General features: G+C 69.4%; 18 protein-coding genes and 1 pseudogene. 12 read left to right on the plus strand and 7 right to left on the minus strand.

The genetic code is table 11. The annotated features are described in order from the left end of the window. Nucleotides 1-5: 5 nt before the first annotated feature. Complete coding sequence (locus CON77_RS15455) at nucleotides 6-1,400, plus strand: putative bifunctional diguanylate cyclase/phosphodiesterase (RefSeq protein ID WP_101047305.1); 1,395 nt, start codon at nucleotides 6-8, stop codon at nucleotides 1,398-1,400. Here CON77_RS15455 and CON77_RS01975 read toward each other — a convergent pair. Beyond that, on the minus strand, nucleotides 1,379-2,512 hold the full coding sequence (locus CON77_RS01975) for an alkene reductase (RefSeq protein ID WP_101047307.1): 1,134 nt from the start codon (nucleotides 2,510-2,512) through the stop codon (nucleotides 1,379-1,381). The genes CON77_RS15455 and CON77_RS01975 overlap by 22 nt on opposite strands. An 88-nt stretch (nucleotides 2,513-2,600) precedes the next feature. Between CON77_RS01975 and CON77_RS01980 the strand changes: the two genes are divergently transcribed. Beyond that, complete coding sequence (locus tag CON77_RS01980) at nucleotides 2,601-3,491, plus strand: lysophospholipid acyltransferase family protein (RefSeq protein ID WP_101047309.1); 891 nt, start codon at nucleotides 2,601-2,603, stop codon at nucleotides 3,489-3,491. 10 nt (nucleotides 3,492-3,501) lie between these two features. On the opposite strand, the gene CON77_RS01985 is transcribed toward CON77_RS01980, so the two are convergent. After that, nucleotides 3,502-3,693, minus strand: coding sequence for a YgaP family membrane protein (locus CON77_RS01985; protein ID WP_101047311.1), 192 nt, complete (start codon nucleotides 3,691-3,693; stop codon nucleotides 3,502-3,504). Between the two features lie 104 nt (nucleotides 3,694-3,797). Then, nucleotides 3,798-4,472 carry a Crp/Fnr family transcriptional regulator gene (locus CON77_RS01990; RefSeq protein ID WP_232788368.1) on the minus strand — a complete coding sequence of 225 codons (675 nt, stop codon included), beginning with the start codon at nucleotides 4,470-4,472 and terminating at the stop codon, nucleotides 3,798-3,800. 127 nt (nucleotides 4,473-4,599) lie between these two features. Between CON77_RS01990 and CON77_RS01995 the strand changes: the two genes are divergently transcribed. From CON77_RS01995 to CON77_RS02005, 3 genes are all read left to right on the plus strand, one after another. Further along, complete coding sequence (locus CON77_RS01995; protein WP_101047314.1) at nucleotides 4,600-5,169, plus strand: cytochrome b; 570 nt, start codon at nucleotides 4,600-4,602, stop codon at nucleotides 5,167-5,169. A gap of 35 nt (nucleotides 5,170-5,204) precedes the next feature. Next, nucleotides 5,205-5,774: a YceI family protein gene (locus tag CON77_RS02000; RefSeq protein WP_439650502.1), complete on the plus strand. Its 570-nt coding sequence runs from the start codon at nucleotides 5,205-5,207 to the stop codon at nucleotides 5,772-5,774. Nucleotides 5,775-5,836: 62 nt separating this feature from the next. Continuing rightward, nucleotides 5,837-6,409: a YceI family protein gene (locus tag CON77_RS02005; protein WP_101047343.1), complete on the plus strand. Its 573-nt coding sequence runs from the start codon at nucleotides 5,837-5,839 to the stop codon at nucleotides 6,407-6,409. A gap of 79 nt (nucleotides 6,410-6,488) precedes the next feature. Here the strand turns inward: CON77_RS02005 and CON77_RS02010 are convergent, their stop codons facing one another. From CON77_RS02010 to CON77_RS02025, 4 genes are all read right to left on the minus strand, one after another. Continuing rightward, complete coding sequence (locus CON77_RS02010; RefSeq protein WP_101047316.1) at nucleotides 6,489-6,722, minus strand: DUF2789 domain-containing protein; 234 nt, start codon at nucleotides 6,720-6,722, stop codon at nucleotides 6,489-6,491. A gap of 97 nt (nucleotides 6,723-6,819) precedes the next feature. Then, nucleotides 6,820-7,653, minus strand: a complete 834-nt coding sequence (locus CON77_RS02015; RefSeq protein WP_101047318.1) for a Rossmann-like domain-containing protein — start codon at nucleotides 7,651-7,653, stop codon at nucleotides 6,820-6,822. 16 nt (nucleotides 7,654-7,669) lie between these two features. Next, nucleotides 7,670-7,927 (minus strand): YkgJ family cysteine cluster protein, encoded by a 258-nt coding sequence (locus CON77_RS02020; protein ID WP_101047320.1) that lies wholly within the window; start codon nucleotides 7,925-7,927, stop codon nucleotides 7,670-7,672. Then, complete coding sequence (locus tag CON77_RS02025) at nucleotides 7,927-8,517, minus strand: NADPH-dependent FMN reductase (RefSeq protein WP_101047323.1); 591 nt, start codon at nucleotides 8,515-8,517, stop codon at nucleotides 7,927-7,929. The genes CON77_RS02020 and CON77_RS02025 overlap by 1 nt, the downstream gene beginning before the upstream one ends. Nucleotides 8,518-8,658: 141 nt before the next feature. On the opposite strand from CON77_RS02025, the gene mnmG reads away from it, so the two are divergent. The 7 genes and pseudogenes from mnmG to CON77_RS02060 form a co-directional block, all read left to right on the plus strand. Beyond that, on the plus strand, nucleotides 8,659-10,671 hold the full coding sequence (gene mnmG / locus CON77_RS02030) for a tRNA uridine-5-carboxymethylaminomethyl(34) synthesis enzyme MnmG (protein WP_101047325.1): 2,013 nt from the start codon (nucleotides 8,659-8,661) through the stop codon (nucleotides 10,669-10,671). Further along, on the plus strand, nucleotides 10,668-11,354 hold the full coding sequence (rsmG, locus tag CON77_RS02035; protein ID WP_101047327.1) for a 16S rRNA (guanine(527)-N(7))-methyltransferase RsmG: 687 nt from the start codon (nucleotides 10,668-10,670) through the stop codon (nucleotides 11,352-11,354). The genes mnmG and rsmG overlap by 4 nt, the downstream gene beginning before the upstream one ends. 67 nt (nucleotides 11,355-11,421) lie before the next feature. Beyond that, nucleotides 11,422-12,036 carry a LysE family transporter gene (locus tag CON77_RS02040; RefSeq protein ID WP_101047329.1) on the plus strand — a complete coding sequence of 205 codons (615 nt, stop codon included), beginning with the start codon at nucleotides 11,422-11,424 and terminating at the stop codon, nucleotides 12,034-12,036. Nucleotides 12,037-12,066: 30 nt separating this feature from the next. Next, nucleotides 12,067-12,837, plus strand: a complete 771-nt coding sequence (locus tag CON77_RS02045; protein ID WP_101047331.1) for a ParA family protein — start codon at nucleotides 12,067-12,069, stop codon at nucleotides 12,835-12,837. A 1-nt stretch (nucleotide 12,838) separates the two neighbouring features. Beyond that, complete coding sequence (locus CON77_RS02050; protein ID WP_101047333.1) at nucleotides 12,839-13,429, plus strand: RBBP9/YdeN family alpha/beta hydrolase; 591 nt, start codon at nucleotides 12,839-12,841, stop codon at nucleotides 13,427-13,429. Between the two features lie 39 nt (nucleotides 13,430-13,468). After that, nucleotides 13,469-14,452, plus strand: a complete 984-nt coding sequence (locus tag CON77_RS02055; protein ID WP_101047335.1) for a ParB/RepB/Spo0J family partition protein — start codon at nucleotides 13,469-13,471, stop codon at nucleotides 14,450-14,452. Nucleotides 14,453-14,552: 100 nt separating this feature from the next. Beyond that, nucleotides 14,553-14,751, plus strand: a pseudogene (locus CON77_RS02060) (hypothetical protein); the annotation flags it as partial.

Raw genomic sequence — 14,751 nt, forward strand, 5'->3', positions numbered from 1 at the left:
AAAATATGAACTTGCCCCGCCCCAGCGCCGCCGCCGATTGGGACCTGTCGGCCGAGGAGGCGCTGCACCGCCGTCGCGTGCGCCGCATGCTCCTGACGGGGGGCACGGTGATGGTGCTGGCCTCGCTCTGGTGGGGGAGCTACTTCGCCGCGCAGCGGTGGTGGGGGATGGTCGCGTCGGACGTGCTGATCTGTGCCGCGGGGCTGGCGGTGGTGGTCTTGGCCTGGCGCCAGCGCTTGCGCGCCTCGTCCCTGCTGATCCTGCCGGTGGTCGTGCTGGTGCTGGTGCTGCAGTCGCTGCTGCTGGACGTGCCCACGCTGGCCGCCCCGCGGTCGGTGCACCTCTACCTGCTGCCCCTGGGCGTGTTCGCGCTGGTGGCGTTCCGCCACGAAAAACCCTGGCTGGCGCGCGGGGCACCGCTGCTCTGCTTGGCGCTGTTCCTCGGGTTTTCCGCGACCCAGGCCGGCCTGGACAGCCCCTTCCAGCTGCCCGACGCGCTGCGCGTCTGGGGCACCTGGGTCAACGCCCTGCTGGCCGTCTCCACCCTGTTCGTGATGCTGCACATCCTGCAGACCGATGCTTCGCCGCTGACCGCGCGCCAGATCGAGCTGCGCAAGGCCATCGAGCGCGGCCAGATGGTGCTGCACTACCAGCCGCAGGTGGATGCCGAACGCGGCGTGGTCGGGGCCGAGGCCCTGGTGCGCTGGCGCCACCCGGCGCGTGGCCTGGTCATGCCCGGGGACTTCATCCCCCTGGCCGAACGCACCGGCCTGATCCTGCCCTTGGGCGACTGGGTGCTGGACGAAGCCTGCCGGCAATTGGCACAGTGGGGCCGCGACCCGGTGCTGGCGCCGCTGGTTCTGTCGGTGAACGTGAGCGCGGCGCAGTTGCACCAGGCCGATTTCGTGCCCCGGGTGATCGACGGCCTGCGGGCCGCCGCCGTGGCGCCCGAGCGCCTGCGCCTGGAGCTGACCGAAAGCGTGCTGGTGCAGGACCTGCAGACCATCGCTGACAAGATGGCGGCGCTCAAAACCCACGGCGTCACCCTGTCGCTGGACGATTTCGGCACGGGCTTTTCCTCGCTCAGCTACCTCAAACGCCTGCCGCTGGACGAACTCAAGATCGACCAGAGCTTCGTGCAGGACCTGCTGGAGGTCGAGAGCGACGCCACCATCGTCGACTCCATGCTGGCGCTTGGCCGCAGCCTGGGCCTGAAGGTGATCGCCGAGGGGGTGGAAACCGAGGCCCAGTGGCGCTACCTGCGCGACCACGGCTGCCACCTGTTCCAGGGCTACTGGTTTTCGCCGCCGCTGCCGCAGGAGGCGTTCGAGGCCTGGGTGCGCCAGCCCAAGGCCCCGCTGGCCGACGGCGACCGGCCTCAGGCCGCCAGCGCCGGGTAGTCGGTGTAGCCCCGGGCGTCGCCGCCGTAGAAGGTGCTGCGGTCGGCGGCGTTGAACGGGCCGTCCTGGCGCAACCGGCGCGTCAGGTCCGGGTTGGCGATGAAGCCCTTGCCAAAGGCCACCAGGTCGGCGCCATCGGCCAGGGCCTGCTGGGCCAGTGTGGCGTCGTAGCCGTTGTTCACCATCCAGGCGGCTTGGCCGCCCGCGTCGCGGTAAGCCTGGCGCAGGGCGGCGTAGTCGAACGGCGCCGGGCCTTGTTGGAAGTCGCGGGCACCGCCAGTCTGGCCTTCGATCACATGCAGGTAGGCCAGCCCCAGGGGGGCGAGTTGCCGTACCACGTGCTCGAACAGCGGCTGCGGCTCGTCGTCCTGGGCGTCGTTGGCCGCGGTCACCGGGGACAGGCGCAGGCCGACGCGGTCGCCCCCGATCTCGTCCACCACCGCCCGCATCACCTCCAACAACAGGCGGGCGCGGTGCTCGATGGCGCCGCCGTAGGCGTCGTCCCGGTGGTTGCTGCCGCGCCGCAGGAACTGGTCCAGCAGGTAGCCGTTGGCGCCGTGGATCTCGATGCCGTCAAAGCCGGCCTCGATGGCGCGGCGCGCCGCGTCGCGGTAGGCCTGCACGATGCCGGGCAGCTCGTCCAGGCGCAGTGCGCGCGGCTCGGAGGTGTCCACAAAAGCGCCGACCTTTTGCCCGTTCTGTTCCTGGAAGACGAAGGTCTTGGCGTTGGCGCGCACCGCCGACGGCGCCACCGGCGCCTGCCCGTTCGGCTGCAGGCTGGTGTGCGACACCCGGCCCACGTGCCACAGCTGCACCACGATGTGGCCGCCCACGGCGTGGACCGCGTCGGTCACGGCTTTCCAGGCGCGCACCTGTTCGTCGCTGTGCAGGCCGGGGGTGTCGGCGTAGCCGTGGCCCTCGGGGCAGATCGGCGTGGCCTCGGTGACGATCAGGCCGGCGCCGTGCTGCGGGTGGGCGCGCTGGGCGTAGTAGGTGGCCATCAGGGCGGTGGGCAGCTGGCCGGGGGCGCGGTTGCGGGTCAGGGGCGCCATGACGCTGCGGTTGGGCAGCGACCAGGCGCCGACGCGGATGGGGTCGAAAAGGGTGCTCATGGCGCACGATGATAGGTCGCCCGCCCGGGCCGCGTCTGTCGCCTCGGCGAAGCCCTCTTGCATAATCCGGCTTCCGCTGCGTCCCACCATGCCCGATCCGCAATCCACCTCTCCCCCGGCCGAGCGCCCCTGGCTGCGCCGGTTGGCGCGCCTGCCCTTGCCGCTGTTCCGCGCGGCGGGCTGGGTGGTGGGCGCGGCCCTCTACCTGGGCGCGGCGCGGCGCCGGCGCATCGTGCAGCAGAACCTGGACCTGTGCTTCCCGGGCGAAAGCGCGGCCACCCGGCGCCGTTGGACCTGGGAGACGTTCAAGCATTTTGGCCAGTCCTTTGTGGACCGGGTGTGGCTGTGGCACGGCCCGGCCGCCCTGGTGGAACGCCGGGTGGCGCTGACCGGGGCGCTGGAGGTGTTGTCGCGGCCCGGGGCGGTGCTGCATTTCGTGCCGCATTTCTACGGCATGGACGCCGGCTGGGCCCGCCTGACCCTCTCGGTGGACAAACCCTGGTGGACCTTCTATTCCCCGCAGGACAGCGAGGCCCTGGACCGCTGGGTGCGCGAAGGCCGCCAACGCTTTGGCGCGCCGCGTCTGATTTCGCGCCACGAAGGCACCCGCCCGCTGCTGCGCGGCCTGCGCGAAGGCGCGGCCCTGTGCCTGCTGCCCGACATGGACCTGGGCGCGCGCGACTCGGTGTTCGTGCCTTTCTTCGGGCTGGAAACGGCCACGGTCACCTCCCTGCCGCGCTTGGCCAAGGCTGCGGGGGTGCCGGTGGTGCCGTGGATCTGCCGCCTGGTGCCCACGGGCTATCAGGTCGAACTGCTGCCGCCTTGGGCCGACTACCCCAGCGGCGACGACGTGGCCGACGCCCGCCGCATGAACGCCGAGCTGGAGGCCTACATCCGCACCATGCCCGGCCAGTACCACTGGCTGCACCGGCGCTTCAAAACCCGGCCGCCCGGCGCGCCCGTGCTCTACCGGGACTGAGCCGCAGCGCTCAAGACTTGGTCTTGCAGGTGTTCCAGCCGAAGATGGCGTAAGGCGGGCACCAGCCGATCAGGCCGGTCAGCAGCGGCACCACGCCGATGTAGCCCCACAGGCCCACCGTGCCGGTGAACGCCAGTGCGATCAGCACCAGGCCCACGGCGATGCGAAGAATGCGGTCGATGCCGCCCACGTTAGAGGTCATGGTGTGCTCCTGACGCAGTGCGTCTTGGTCGAAGTTTCGGAAATGCCCCCGAGGGGCCCATCAAGAATTGAACCTGGATCGCGCCCATTCTTCTGTGACCGCGGTCACACAGCCGTGGCCAGGCCGTCACCGACCGGGCCGGCCGCCAGCGCGCGCAGGCCTGCCCCGTCGCGGATGGTGATGCATTCGCGCGACAGGGCGACCAGGCCCTCGCGCTCGAAACGGTGCAGCAGGCGCGAGACGATCTCGCGCACCGTGCCCAGCTCGTCGGCCAGGGCCTGGTGGGTGGTGCGCACCTGGGGGCCGTGGCCGAGCAGGGTGCCGGCCAGGCGGCTGTCCAGGCGCTGGAAGGCGACGGATTCGATCAGGGCCGTCAGGTCGGCCATCCGCGCGGCAAACAGGCCGAGCACGAAGTCGCGGAAGGTTTCGCCGGCCAGGGCTTCGCGGAACAGCGCCGGGGGCAGCAGGACCAACAGCGTCGGGCCGGTGGTCAGCCCGCGTGCCGACAAGGCCTGGCCGGTGAACAGGCTGGCCGAGGACACCAGGCACATTTCACCGGGGTGCACCCGGTACAGCTCCAGCTCGCGCCCGTTGGGACTGGCGCGCGACACGCGCACCTCGCCCTCCAGCAGCAGGGGGAAGCCCTGGCAGGCGTCGTGTTCGCGGAACAGCGGGGTGCCGCCGTCCACCCGGTGGCAGGGGAGTTCCGCCAGGCGGGTGTGCAGCCCGGCCAGAGCGGGGTAGTGGTCCAGCAGGCGTTCCAGTTGCGGCGGGTGCATGTGCCGCATTGTAGGCAGCGGCACCGGGCGTGGGGCCGTTCAGGGGGGCTCGAGCATTCGAATTTATTGAATGGTTTCTTCATCCGTGCCGCGTCCGGGGGGCGGGTTGCGTCCGTACACTGACCGCATGTCTGCTGCCTCTGCCCCTTCCCCCGTCGGTCGCTACCACCCCGTGGCCATCGCCCTGCACTGGTTGCTGGGGGTGGCGCTGGTGCTCTTGTTCCTGGTCGGCCTGTACATGACCGATCTGCCTTTTTCGCCGCAGCGCCTCAAGCTGTTCAACTGGCACAAGTGGGCGGGGATGGTGGTGCTGGCCTTGTCTTTCGTCCGCCTGCTGTGGCGCCTGACCCACCGCCCGCCCGCTTTGCCGGCGGCCATCGAGCGTGCCATGCCGGCCTGGCAGCGGTGGGCGCACCACGGCACCCACCTGGGCCTGTACCTGACCTTCTTCGCCGTGCCGCTGCTGGGCTGGGCCTACAGCTCGGCGGCGGGCTTTCCGGTGGTGCTGTTCGGGGTGCTGCCGCTGCCCAACATCGCGCCGGTGGAACCCGCGTTGGCCGACGCGCTCAAACCCTGGCACGGCTGGGCGGCCTACGCCATGGCGGCCCTGGTGCTGTTGCACGTGGCCGGGGCCCTCAAGCACGCGCTGATCGACCGCGACGGCCTGCTGGCCCGCATGGGCCTGGGTCGCGCCTGAGGGGCCGAGCCTCTGTGTTTTTGCTCTTTATCCGAATGGTGTCCATGAAATTCCCGATCCTTGCCGCGGCCGTGCTGGCCGCCACCGCTGGCCCCACCTGGGCGCAGCAGCAACTGCAAGCGGCGCAGAGCGAAATTGCCTTCGTCAGCAAGCAGATGGGCGTGCCCGTGCAGGGCCATTTCCGCAAATTTGCCGCGCAGATCGCCTTCGACCCGGCCAAGCCGGCCAGCAGCAAGATCGCCTTCACCGTGGACGTGGCCAGCGCCACCCTGGGCGTGAAGGAAACCGACGCCGAACTGCCCAAGCCAGTGTGGTTCAACACCGCCAAGTTTCCCCAGGCCAGCTTCCAGTCCACGGCGGTCAAAGGCCTGGGCGGCGGCAAGTTCGAGGTGGCCGGCAAGCTGGCCATCAAAGGGGTGAGCAGCGACGTGGTGGTCCCGGTCACCCTGACCCAGAGCGGCGCCACCACCACCGCCACCGGCACCTTCCCGATCAAGCGCCTGAGCTTCAAGATCGGTGAGAACGAGTGGGCCGACACCTCCATGGTGGCCGACGAGGTGCAGGTCAAGTTCAAGCTCGCGCTGACCGGCGTGGGCAAGCTGTGAGTCCCATCCCCTTTTCCGCGTTCCCTTTGTCTTTTTCCTTCCTTTTTTCTGGAGTGAACACCATGCGCAAAACCTTGACCGTTCTGGCCGCTTCCCTGCTGTTCGTGGGCGTGGCCCAGGCCGCCCCCGAGACCTACAACATCGACCCGTCGCACACCTTCCCGCGCTTCTCGTACAACCACATGGGCCTGTCCACCCAGCTGAGCAAGTTCAACAAGACCACCGGCACTGTGGTGTTCGACAAGGCCGCCAAAACCGGCGCCGTGGACGTGGTGATCGACATGAAGTCGGTGGACACCGGTTTCGCTGTGTTCGACGGCCACATCCAGGGCGAAGATTTCCTGGACACTGCCAAATTCCCCACCGCCACCTTCAAGTCCACCAAGGTGGTGTTTGAAGGCGACAAGCCGGCCGCCGTGGAAGGCAACCTGACCATCAAGGGCGTGACCAAGCCGGTGACGCTGAAGGTGACCCACTTTGTGAACACCGAGCACCCGATGATGAAGGGCAAGCAGGCCATCGGCGCCGACGCCAGCGTGGTGATCAAGCGCACCGAATTCAACGCCGGCAAGTACGCTCCCTACGTGGGCGACGACGTGACCATCACGATTTCCCTGGAAGCCGTGAAGCAATAAGCGGTTTCAAGCCGGTCCCAGACCACCGCCCCGCGTGCGCGCCGGGCGGTTTTTTCATGGTGGTGTGCGCCGGTGGCGCTCAGGCGCGCAGGGCGGCGTTCAGCCGGTCCACGACTTCGGCCCAATCGGCGTCTTCCGCCCATTCTTCGCGCAGCAGCGCGGACTGCGCCGGGTTCCAGAACGGGGCGTCGGCCAGGGCGATGTGGCCGGGCAGGGGGCGGTGCGCGCACAGAAAGGCGGTCACGCTGGCCGGGTCGGCGGGCAGGCCGAGTTGGGCGAAGAGTTCGCCAAAGCGGTGGAAAGAGGGGTCCATGGCACGGCCTCCTGCGCCTGGGTGGGGCGCCGATGTCTGGATTGTGCCGGGCTGTGCCGGTGGCGTCAAAGCCGCAGTGTCTCTGCGCGGTCCGGGCTCACAGCCGAGCGAGCAGGGCGGCAAAACCCGGGTAGGTGTCGGGGGTGAGGCTGTACTTGCGGGCGGCATCGCCGCGTTTCTGGCCGGCTTTCAGGGCGTCGATGAAGACCGGGCGGTCCACCACTTCGCTGCTGCCGACCAGGCTCACCCCACGGGCGAAGAGGGCGTCGGGCAGGCAGCCCGCGCTGGGGCCGAGCAGGGCAAAGTGCCGGGCCTGGCGGCACAGGCCGAGCATGCGGTCGAGCGAATCGTTGAGCAGCAGGGTGCTGGTGGCCAGGACCTTGTCGCACCCGCGCAGCGCCTCGGCGTCCAGGGTCACGCGGTGGTCGTGGTGCTCGGCCACCAGTGCGGGGTTGAGTTCGACCACCGTCAGGCGCGCGCCGTGGCGCGTGACGGCGCGCACCAGCGGGGGGAAGAGGCCGATCATGCCGATGTGCTCCCCCGCCTGGGGCGCGGTCGCGCCGATGGAGTCGGTGCTGTCCGCGGGGGTGAAGCCGGCGCGCCGCCACAGGCTCTGGCTCAGGGCGTTGGCCGCGGCGAAGCCGACGGTGCGTGCCGTGCCGCTGCCCTGGGCGTAGTGGCGGGCCAGGGTGAGGGCGTCGGCACCGGCGAGGGCCTCGTCGCCGTGTTGGGCGCGCAAGCGCGCCAGGGTGTGGTCGAACAGCACGTAGGACAGGCCGATGGAGCCGTCGTCTAGCTCCAGGGCGCAGAACTCGCCCAGGTTGTCTTTGTGCGCCGGCTGCGGGGGCAGGTGCAGGGCCCGCACGCGCGGCAGGTGCATCCACTCGGCCACGGCTTCGATCTGGTCCAGGTAGGCGTCGGCGAAGTCCATGGTGGGTGTCCGGGTGTCAGTGGGGGGCGGTGGCCGCTTCCAGGGTGCGCAGGAAATGCAGCGCGTGGGTGCGGTCGGGGCCGCACATCTCGGCCGAAGGCGGCAGCGAGGCGCACACCCGCGGCCGTTCGGGCCGGCCGAACAGGCGGCAGCGCAGCGCGCCGTCCAGGTGCGGGCAGGGCGTGTTCGCCGGTTTGCCGTGGGGCAGCCTCGGCATGGGGCTGCTGATGGACGGTGCGATGCAGCAGGCCGCACAACCGGGGCGGCAGTCCATCAGCCGTGCAGCCGGCGTGCGGCCCAGACCACCTGTTGCACCACCCCTTGCACCGCTTGCAGGCTGGTGTCCTGGGTCAGTCGGCCGTCGGCGTCGAAGGCGTCGGCGGCCTTGGCCAGGGCGAACTGTCTGGGCGACACCCAGCACTGCAGTTGCATCAGCAGGGGCGCCAGGTGCGACAGGCTGCGCAGCCCGCCCAGGGCGCCGGGCGAGGCCGACAGCAGCCCGACCACCTTGTTGGCGAAGGGCTTGGTGCCGCTGGCCCAGTCCGGGTCGCCCTTGACGGGGCTGGAGACCCAGTCGATGGTGTTCTTCAGCAGGGCGGTGTAGCCGCCGTTGTATTCGGGCGAGCAGACCAGCCAGGCCGGGTGGGCGTGGAAGATCTCCTTGAGCCGGATCACGTCGCGCGGCGTGCCGCGGGCTTCCAGGTCGGCGTTGTAGAGCGGGATGTCGAAGTCGGCGAGTTCCAGGCGGGTGACCTGTGCGCCTTCGGCGCGGGCCAGTTCGGCGGCCACGCCGGCCAGGCGGCGGTTCCAGGAGGCGGCGCGGGTGCTGCCGGCGAAGACCAGAAGGGGGAGGGTGTTGGACATGGGAGCGATTGTGACGCATCCCGCCGGGGCGTGGGGGCATGGGCATTCCGGGGTTGCTCAAGTAAAATCAAAGGCTTACCGGCACCCTGTGTGCTGGTTTCTTCTTTTTGGGCGCCAACGCGGCGCCGCACGGATGCCACCATGCTTTATCCCCAGGAATTTGACGTCATCGTCGTGGGCGGCGGTCACGCCGGCACCGAGGCCGCGCTGGCCGCGGCCCGCATGGGCTGCCAGACCCTGCTGCTCACGCACAACATCGAGACGCTGGGCCAGATGAGTTGCAACCCGTCCATCGGCGGCATCGGCAAGGGCCACTTGGTGAAAGAGGTGGACGCGCTGGGCGGCGCCATGGCGCTGGCCACGGACGAGGGCGGCATCCAGTTCCGCATCCTCAACAGCAGCAAAGGCCCGGCGGTGCGCGCCACCCGGGCCCAGGCCGACCGCGTCTTGTACAAAGCGGCCATCCGCCGCATGCTGGAAAACCAGCCGAACCTGATGCTGTTCCAGCAGGCGGTGGACGACCTGATGGTGGAGGGCGACCGCGTGGTGGGCGCGGTGACGCAGGTGGGCATACGCTTCCGTGGCCGTGCCGTGGTGCTGACCGCCGGCACTTTCCTGGACGGCAAGATCCACGTCGGCCTGGACAACTACGCCGCCGGCCGCGCCGGCGATCCGCCGGCGGTGAGCTTGTCGGCCCGTCTGAAGGAGCTGAAGCTGCCGCAGGGCCGCCTGAAAACCGGCACCCCCCCGCGCCTGGATGGCCGCAGCATCGACTTTTCGCAGTGCACCGAACAGCCGGGCGACGGCATGCCGGGCGCCGACACCGCCGACCAACCGGTGCCGGTGTTCAGCTTCATGGGCCGGGCCGAGATGCACCCGCAGCAGCTGCCGTGCTGGATCACCCACACCAACGAGCGCACGCACGAGATCATCCGCTCCGGCTTCGACCGCAGCCCCATGTTCACCGGCAAGATCGAGGGGGTGGGCCCGCGCTACTGCCCCAGCGTGGAAGACAAGATCAACCGCTTCGCCGACAAGGACAGCCACCAGATTTTCCTGGAACCCGAGGGCCTGACGACGCACGAGTACTACCCCAACGGCATTTCCACCAGCCTGCCGTTTGACATCCAGTACGCGCTGGTCCGTTCCATGAAGGGGCTGGAGAACGCGCACATCCTGCGCCCCGGCTACGCCATCGAGTACGACTACTTCGACCCGCGCGAGCTGAAAAGCAGCTTCGAGACCAAGCAGATCCAGGGCCTGTTTTTCGCCGGCCAGATCAACGGCACCACGGGTTACGAGGAGGCGGCGGCACAGGGCTTGTTCGCCGGCATCAACGCCGCGCTGCAGGTGCGCGGCGAGGGCGCGTGGTTGCCCCGACGCGACGAGGCCTACCTGGGCGTGTTGGTGGACGACCTCATCACCAAGGGCGTGACCGAGCCCTACCGCATGTTCACCAGCCGCGCCGAGTTCCGCCTGCAGCTGCGCGAGGACAATGCCGACATGCGCCTGACCGAGCAGGGGCGCCAAATGGGCCTGGTCGATGACGCACGTTGGGACGCCTTCAACCGCAAACGCGACGCGGTTTCACGTGAAACAGAACGCTTGAAGTCCACCTGGGTCAACCCCCGCATCCTGTCCGCCACCGAGGCCGGGCGCGTGCTGGGCAAGGCGATCGAGCGCGAGTACAACCTGTTCGACCTGCTGCGCCGCCCCGGCGTGGCCTACACCGAGCTGATGGCGATGGAAGGCGGGCGCTTCCAGGCGGTGGCAAAAGAGGGCAAGCCGGCGCCGGTTTCACGTGAAACACTGGGCGAGCAATATGGCGCCGTGCTGGAGCAGGTGGAGATCGCGGCCAAGTACTCGGGCTACATCGACCGCCAGAAGGACGAAGTGGAGCGCGCCGCCTACTACGAGGGCCTGAAGCTGCCGGCCGAGCTGGACTACATGCAGGTGGCGGCTTTGAGCATCGAGGCGCGCCAACGCCTGAACAAATACCGGCCGGAAACCCTGGGCCAGGCTTCGCGCCTGTCGGGTATCACCCCGGCGACGATTTCCCTGTTACTGATCCACCTGAAGCGCGGCAATTTCAAGGGTTTTGAGGCCGCCCCGGGGCAGGCCGAAGCCAGCCCGACGCCCGAGGCGCAGGCATGAGTGCGCACCCGTTGGAGGCGCGCCTGCGTGAAGGCCTGCAGGCCCTGGGTTTGCCATTGAGTGACGCCCAGGTGCACACCCTGCTGGCTTACCAGGACTGGGTGGCCAAATGGAACAAGGTCTACAACCTGACGGCGGTGCGCGACCCGCAGGAAATGCTCACCCACCACCTGCTGGACAGCCTGGCGGTGATCGCGCCCTTGCGTCGGCACCTGGCGGACGCGGGGTTGGGGCAGGGCGCCAGGCTGCTGGACGTGGGCTCGGGGGCGGGTTTGCCGGGCGTGGTCATCGCCATCGCCTGCCCCGAGGTGGATGTGAGTTGTGTGGACACGGTGGCCAAGAAGGCGCTGTTCATCCAGCAGGTGGCGGCCGCTTTGCGCCTGCCCAACCTGCATGGCGTGCACGCCCGGGTGGAGCGCCTCACCCAGACCTTTGATGTGGTGACTTCGCGCGCCTTTGCCTCTTTGCTGGACTTCACCACCTGGTCGCGTCGGGCGCTGGCGGAGCAGGGCGTCTGGTTGGCCATGAAGGGCAAGCACCCGGCCGATGAGGTCGCCGCCTTGCCGGTCGCGACGCAGGTGTTTCACGTGGAACCGTTGCAGGTGCCCGGCCTGGACGCCGAGCGTTGCCTGTTGTGGCTGCGGCCTGCGGCGGGCCACGGCTGCGCCGCCGAAACCACGTAAACTCGGGCTTCTTGAAGGAATGGGGCGGTCACCGCCCCGTTCGGCTTTTCACCCAAGGGATCGCAGCATGTTCGGTGTGGCCGACTACGGCGCTTTCGTCGCCGCCATCATCCTGTTTCTGGCCATTCCCGGGCCAGGCAACCTGGCCCTCATCACCTCCACCGGCAAGGGCGGGGTGCGGGGCGGTCTGGCCGCCACCCTGGGGGTCATCGCGGGCGACCAGGTGCTGATGTGGCTGGCCGTGGCCGGTGTGGCCGCGCTGTTGCTGGCCTACCCGGCCGCTTTCCACGCGGTCCAGTGGCTGGGCGCGGCCTACCTCGCGTGGCTGGGCGTGCTGATGCTGCGCAGCCGGCCAGGGGCGGCCCCGATCCTGAACATCCGGCCCCGGCAATATTTTCGCCAGGCCCTGACCATCACGCTGCTCAACCCCAAGGCCATCGTGTTCTACATGGCGTTTTTCCCGCTGTTCGTGGACCCAGCGCGCCACCAGGGCTTGTGGACCTTTGGCGCCATGGCCGTGACCATTGCCGTGCTCACCTTCGTGTACGGCCTGGTGGTGGTGGGGCTGACGCACTGGCTGGCCGACCGCCTGCGCGCCAACCCGCACATCGTCCAATGGCTCAACCGCCTGGGCGGTGTCTTCCTCATCGGTTTTGGTGCCAAGCTGGCCCTGTCCCGCTGACCGTTTTTTTTGATTCCCCGGACCCGACCCATGGCCAAAATCTTCTGTGTTGCCAACCAAAAAGGCGGGGTGGGCAAGACCACCACCACCGTCAACCTGGCCGCCGGCCTGGCCAAGGTCGGGCAGCGCGTGCTGATGGTGGACCTCGACCCCCAGGGCAACGCCACCATGGGCTCCGGGGTGAACAAGCGCGAACTGGCCTTGAGCGTGTACGACGTGCTGCTGGGCTCGGCCGGCGTGGCCGAGGCGGCGGTCCTGGCCGAGCGCTGTGGCTACCACGTGCTCGGTGCCAACCGCGAACTGGCCGGGGCCGAGGTGGAATTGGTGGAGCTGGAGCAGCGCGACAAGCGCCTGAAGCAGGCCCTGGCCGCGGTCGATGCCGATTACGACTTCGTGCTGATCGACTGCCCGCCCTCGCTGAGCATGCTCACCCTGAACGGCTTGTGTGCCGCCCACGGCGTGGTGGTGCCCATGCAGTGCGAATACTTCGCGCTGGAGGGCCTGAGCGATCTGGTCAACACCATCAAGCAGGTGCATGCCAACCTGAACCGCGAACTGAAGATCATCGGCCTGCTGCGGGTGATGTTCGACCCGCGCATCACCCTGCAGCAACAGGTGAGCGACCAGCTCAAGGACCATTTCGGCGACAAGGTGTTCAACAGCATCATCCCGCGCAACGTGCGCCTGGCCGAAGCCCCCAGCTACGGTCTGCCGGGGGTGGTGTTCGACCCGTCCGCCCGGGGCAGCAAGGCGTTCGTGGAATTTGCCCGCGAAATGGTCGATCGCATCGACACCCTCTGACATGGGCTGCCCGACCCCCCAGGTGCTGTTGCTGCCCGGCTGGCAGAACAGCGGCCCCGAACACTGGCAAAGCCGCTGGGAGCGCCTGCACGGCCACCGGCGCGTCGAGCAGCACGACTGGTTGACGCCGCGCCGTGGCGACTGGCTGGCCCGGTTGGACGAGGTGGTGATCGACAGCCCCGGCCCGGTGCTGCTGGTGGCGCACAGCCTGGGCTGCATCCTGACCGCGGCCTGGGCCCGGTTTTCGCGCCACACGGACCGCGTCCGAGGCTCCCTGCTGGTGGCCCCGGGCGACGTGGAGCAAGCCGACCTGGCCGCCCAGCTGCCCGGCTGGGCCCCGGTGCTGCGCGAACCCTTGCCCTTCCCCAGTGTGCTGCTGGCCAGCCGCGACGACCCCTACTGCCGTTTCGAGCGGGCCCAGGGCTTTGCCCGGGACTGGGGCAGCACCTGCCTGGACATGGGCGCGCGCGGTCACCTCAACGCCGAGTCCGGTCTGGGCGACTGGCCCGAGGGCCTGGCGCTGATCCAGCCCTGGCTGGCACCGGCCGCTGGCGCCACCCCTTCCTTCCCGCGGGGGCGCTCGCCGGCCTGAGGTCCGCGCCGCCCCGTTCTCCCACACAAAGGACGCCCCATGGTGACCAAGAAACCCAAAGGCCTGGGCCGCGGCCTGGAGGCCCTGCTGGGCCCCAAGATCGACGACGGCGCCAGCGTTGCCTCCCCCAGCGCCGACCTGCCCAGCACCCTGGCCCTGAACGACCTGGTGCCCGGCACCTACCAGCCGCGCACCCGCATGGACGAAGGCGCGCTGTACGAGCTGGCCGAGAGCATCCGCAGCCAGGGCATCATGCAGCCGATTCTGGTGCGGCGGCTGGACACCGCCGATGGCGAACGCCGCCTGGCCGAATGGCAGGCCGCGCAGGGCCTGCCCGCCACGCCGCGCGGGGCCCGACCGGTGTACGAGATCATCGCCGGTGAGCGCCGCTTCCGTGCCGCCCGCCTGGCCGCGCTGGAAAGCGTGCCGGTGCTGGTGCGCGACGTGCCGAACGAGGCCGCCGCCGCCATGGCGCTGATCGAGAACATCCAGCGCGAAGACCTGAACCCCCTGGAAGAAGCCCAGGGTTTGCAACGCCTGGTCAAGGAGTTTGCGCTCACCCACGAACAGGCGGCGCAGGCCGTGGGCCGCTCCCGCAGCGCGGCCAGCAACCTGCTGCGCCTGCTCAACTTGGCCGAGCCGGTGCAGACCATGCTGATGGCCGGCGACATCGACATGGGGCACGCGCGGGCCCTGCTGTCGCTGGACAAGGCGGCGCAGATCACCGCGGCGCACCAGATCAGCGCCAAGACGCTGTCGGTGCGCGAGGCCGAAAGCCTGGTGAAGAAGCTGGGGGCGGAGTTCGCCCTGACGCCGCAGCAGCCGAAAAAAGAAAAGTCGCGCGACGTGCGGCGGGTGGAGGAGGAGCTGTCCGACCTGCTGACGGCCGCGGTCGAGGTGCGGGTGAAAAAGCGCGTCAAGCGCCACGGGCGGGTGGAGGAGATGGGCGAGCTGGCGATCCAGTTCGGCTCGCTGGAGGAGCTCAATGGCCTGATCGACCGCCTGCGCGGTCCGGCGCACTGACGCGGGTTGCCGACGTGGTGGACCGTGGGCTGCGCTTGCCCTGGCCGATGCCGGCGGTGCTGGTGTGGTTGCTGGCCTGGGGCCTGTTCGTGGTGTTGCGTTGGGGCGGTACCGGCCTGGGCTGGGCGGCCGCGGCGGCCACGGCTGCGGGGGTGGGCCTGGCCTGGCGCGCGCCCACCTGGGCAGCCTGCACACGCACGGCCTGCGCCTGCCGATTGCGGTCAACATCAGCCCACGCCAGTTCCACAACGCCGACTTCGTCGCCGACCTGCTCGCGCTGTTGGACCGCACCGGCGCGC

It is taken from the genome of Macromonas nakdongensis, from assembly GCF_002837145.1.
Classification (GTDB): domain Bacteria; phylum Pseudomonadota; class Gammaproteobacteria; order Burkholderiales; family Burkholderiaceae_C; genus Macromonas_B; species Macromonas_B nakdongensis.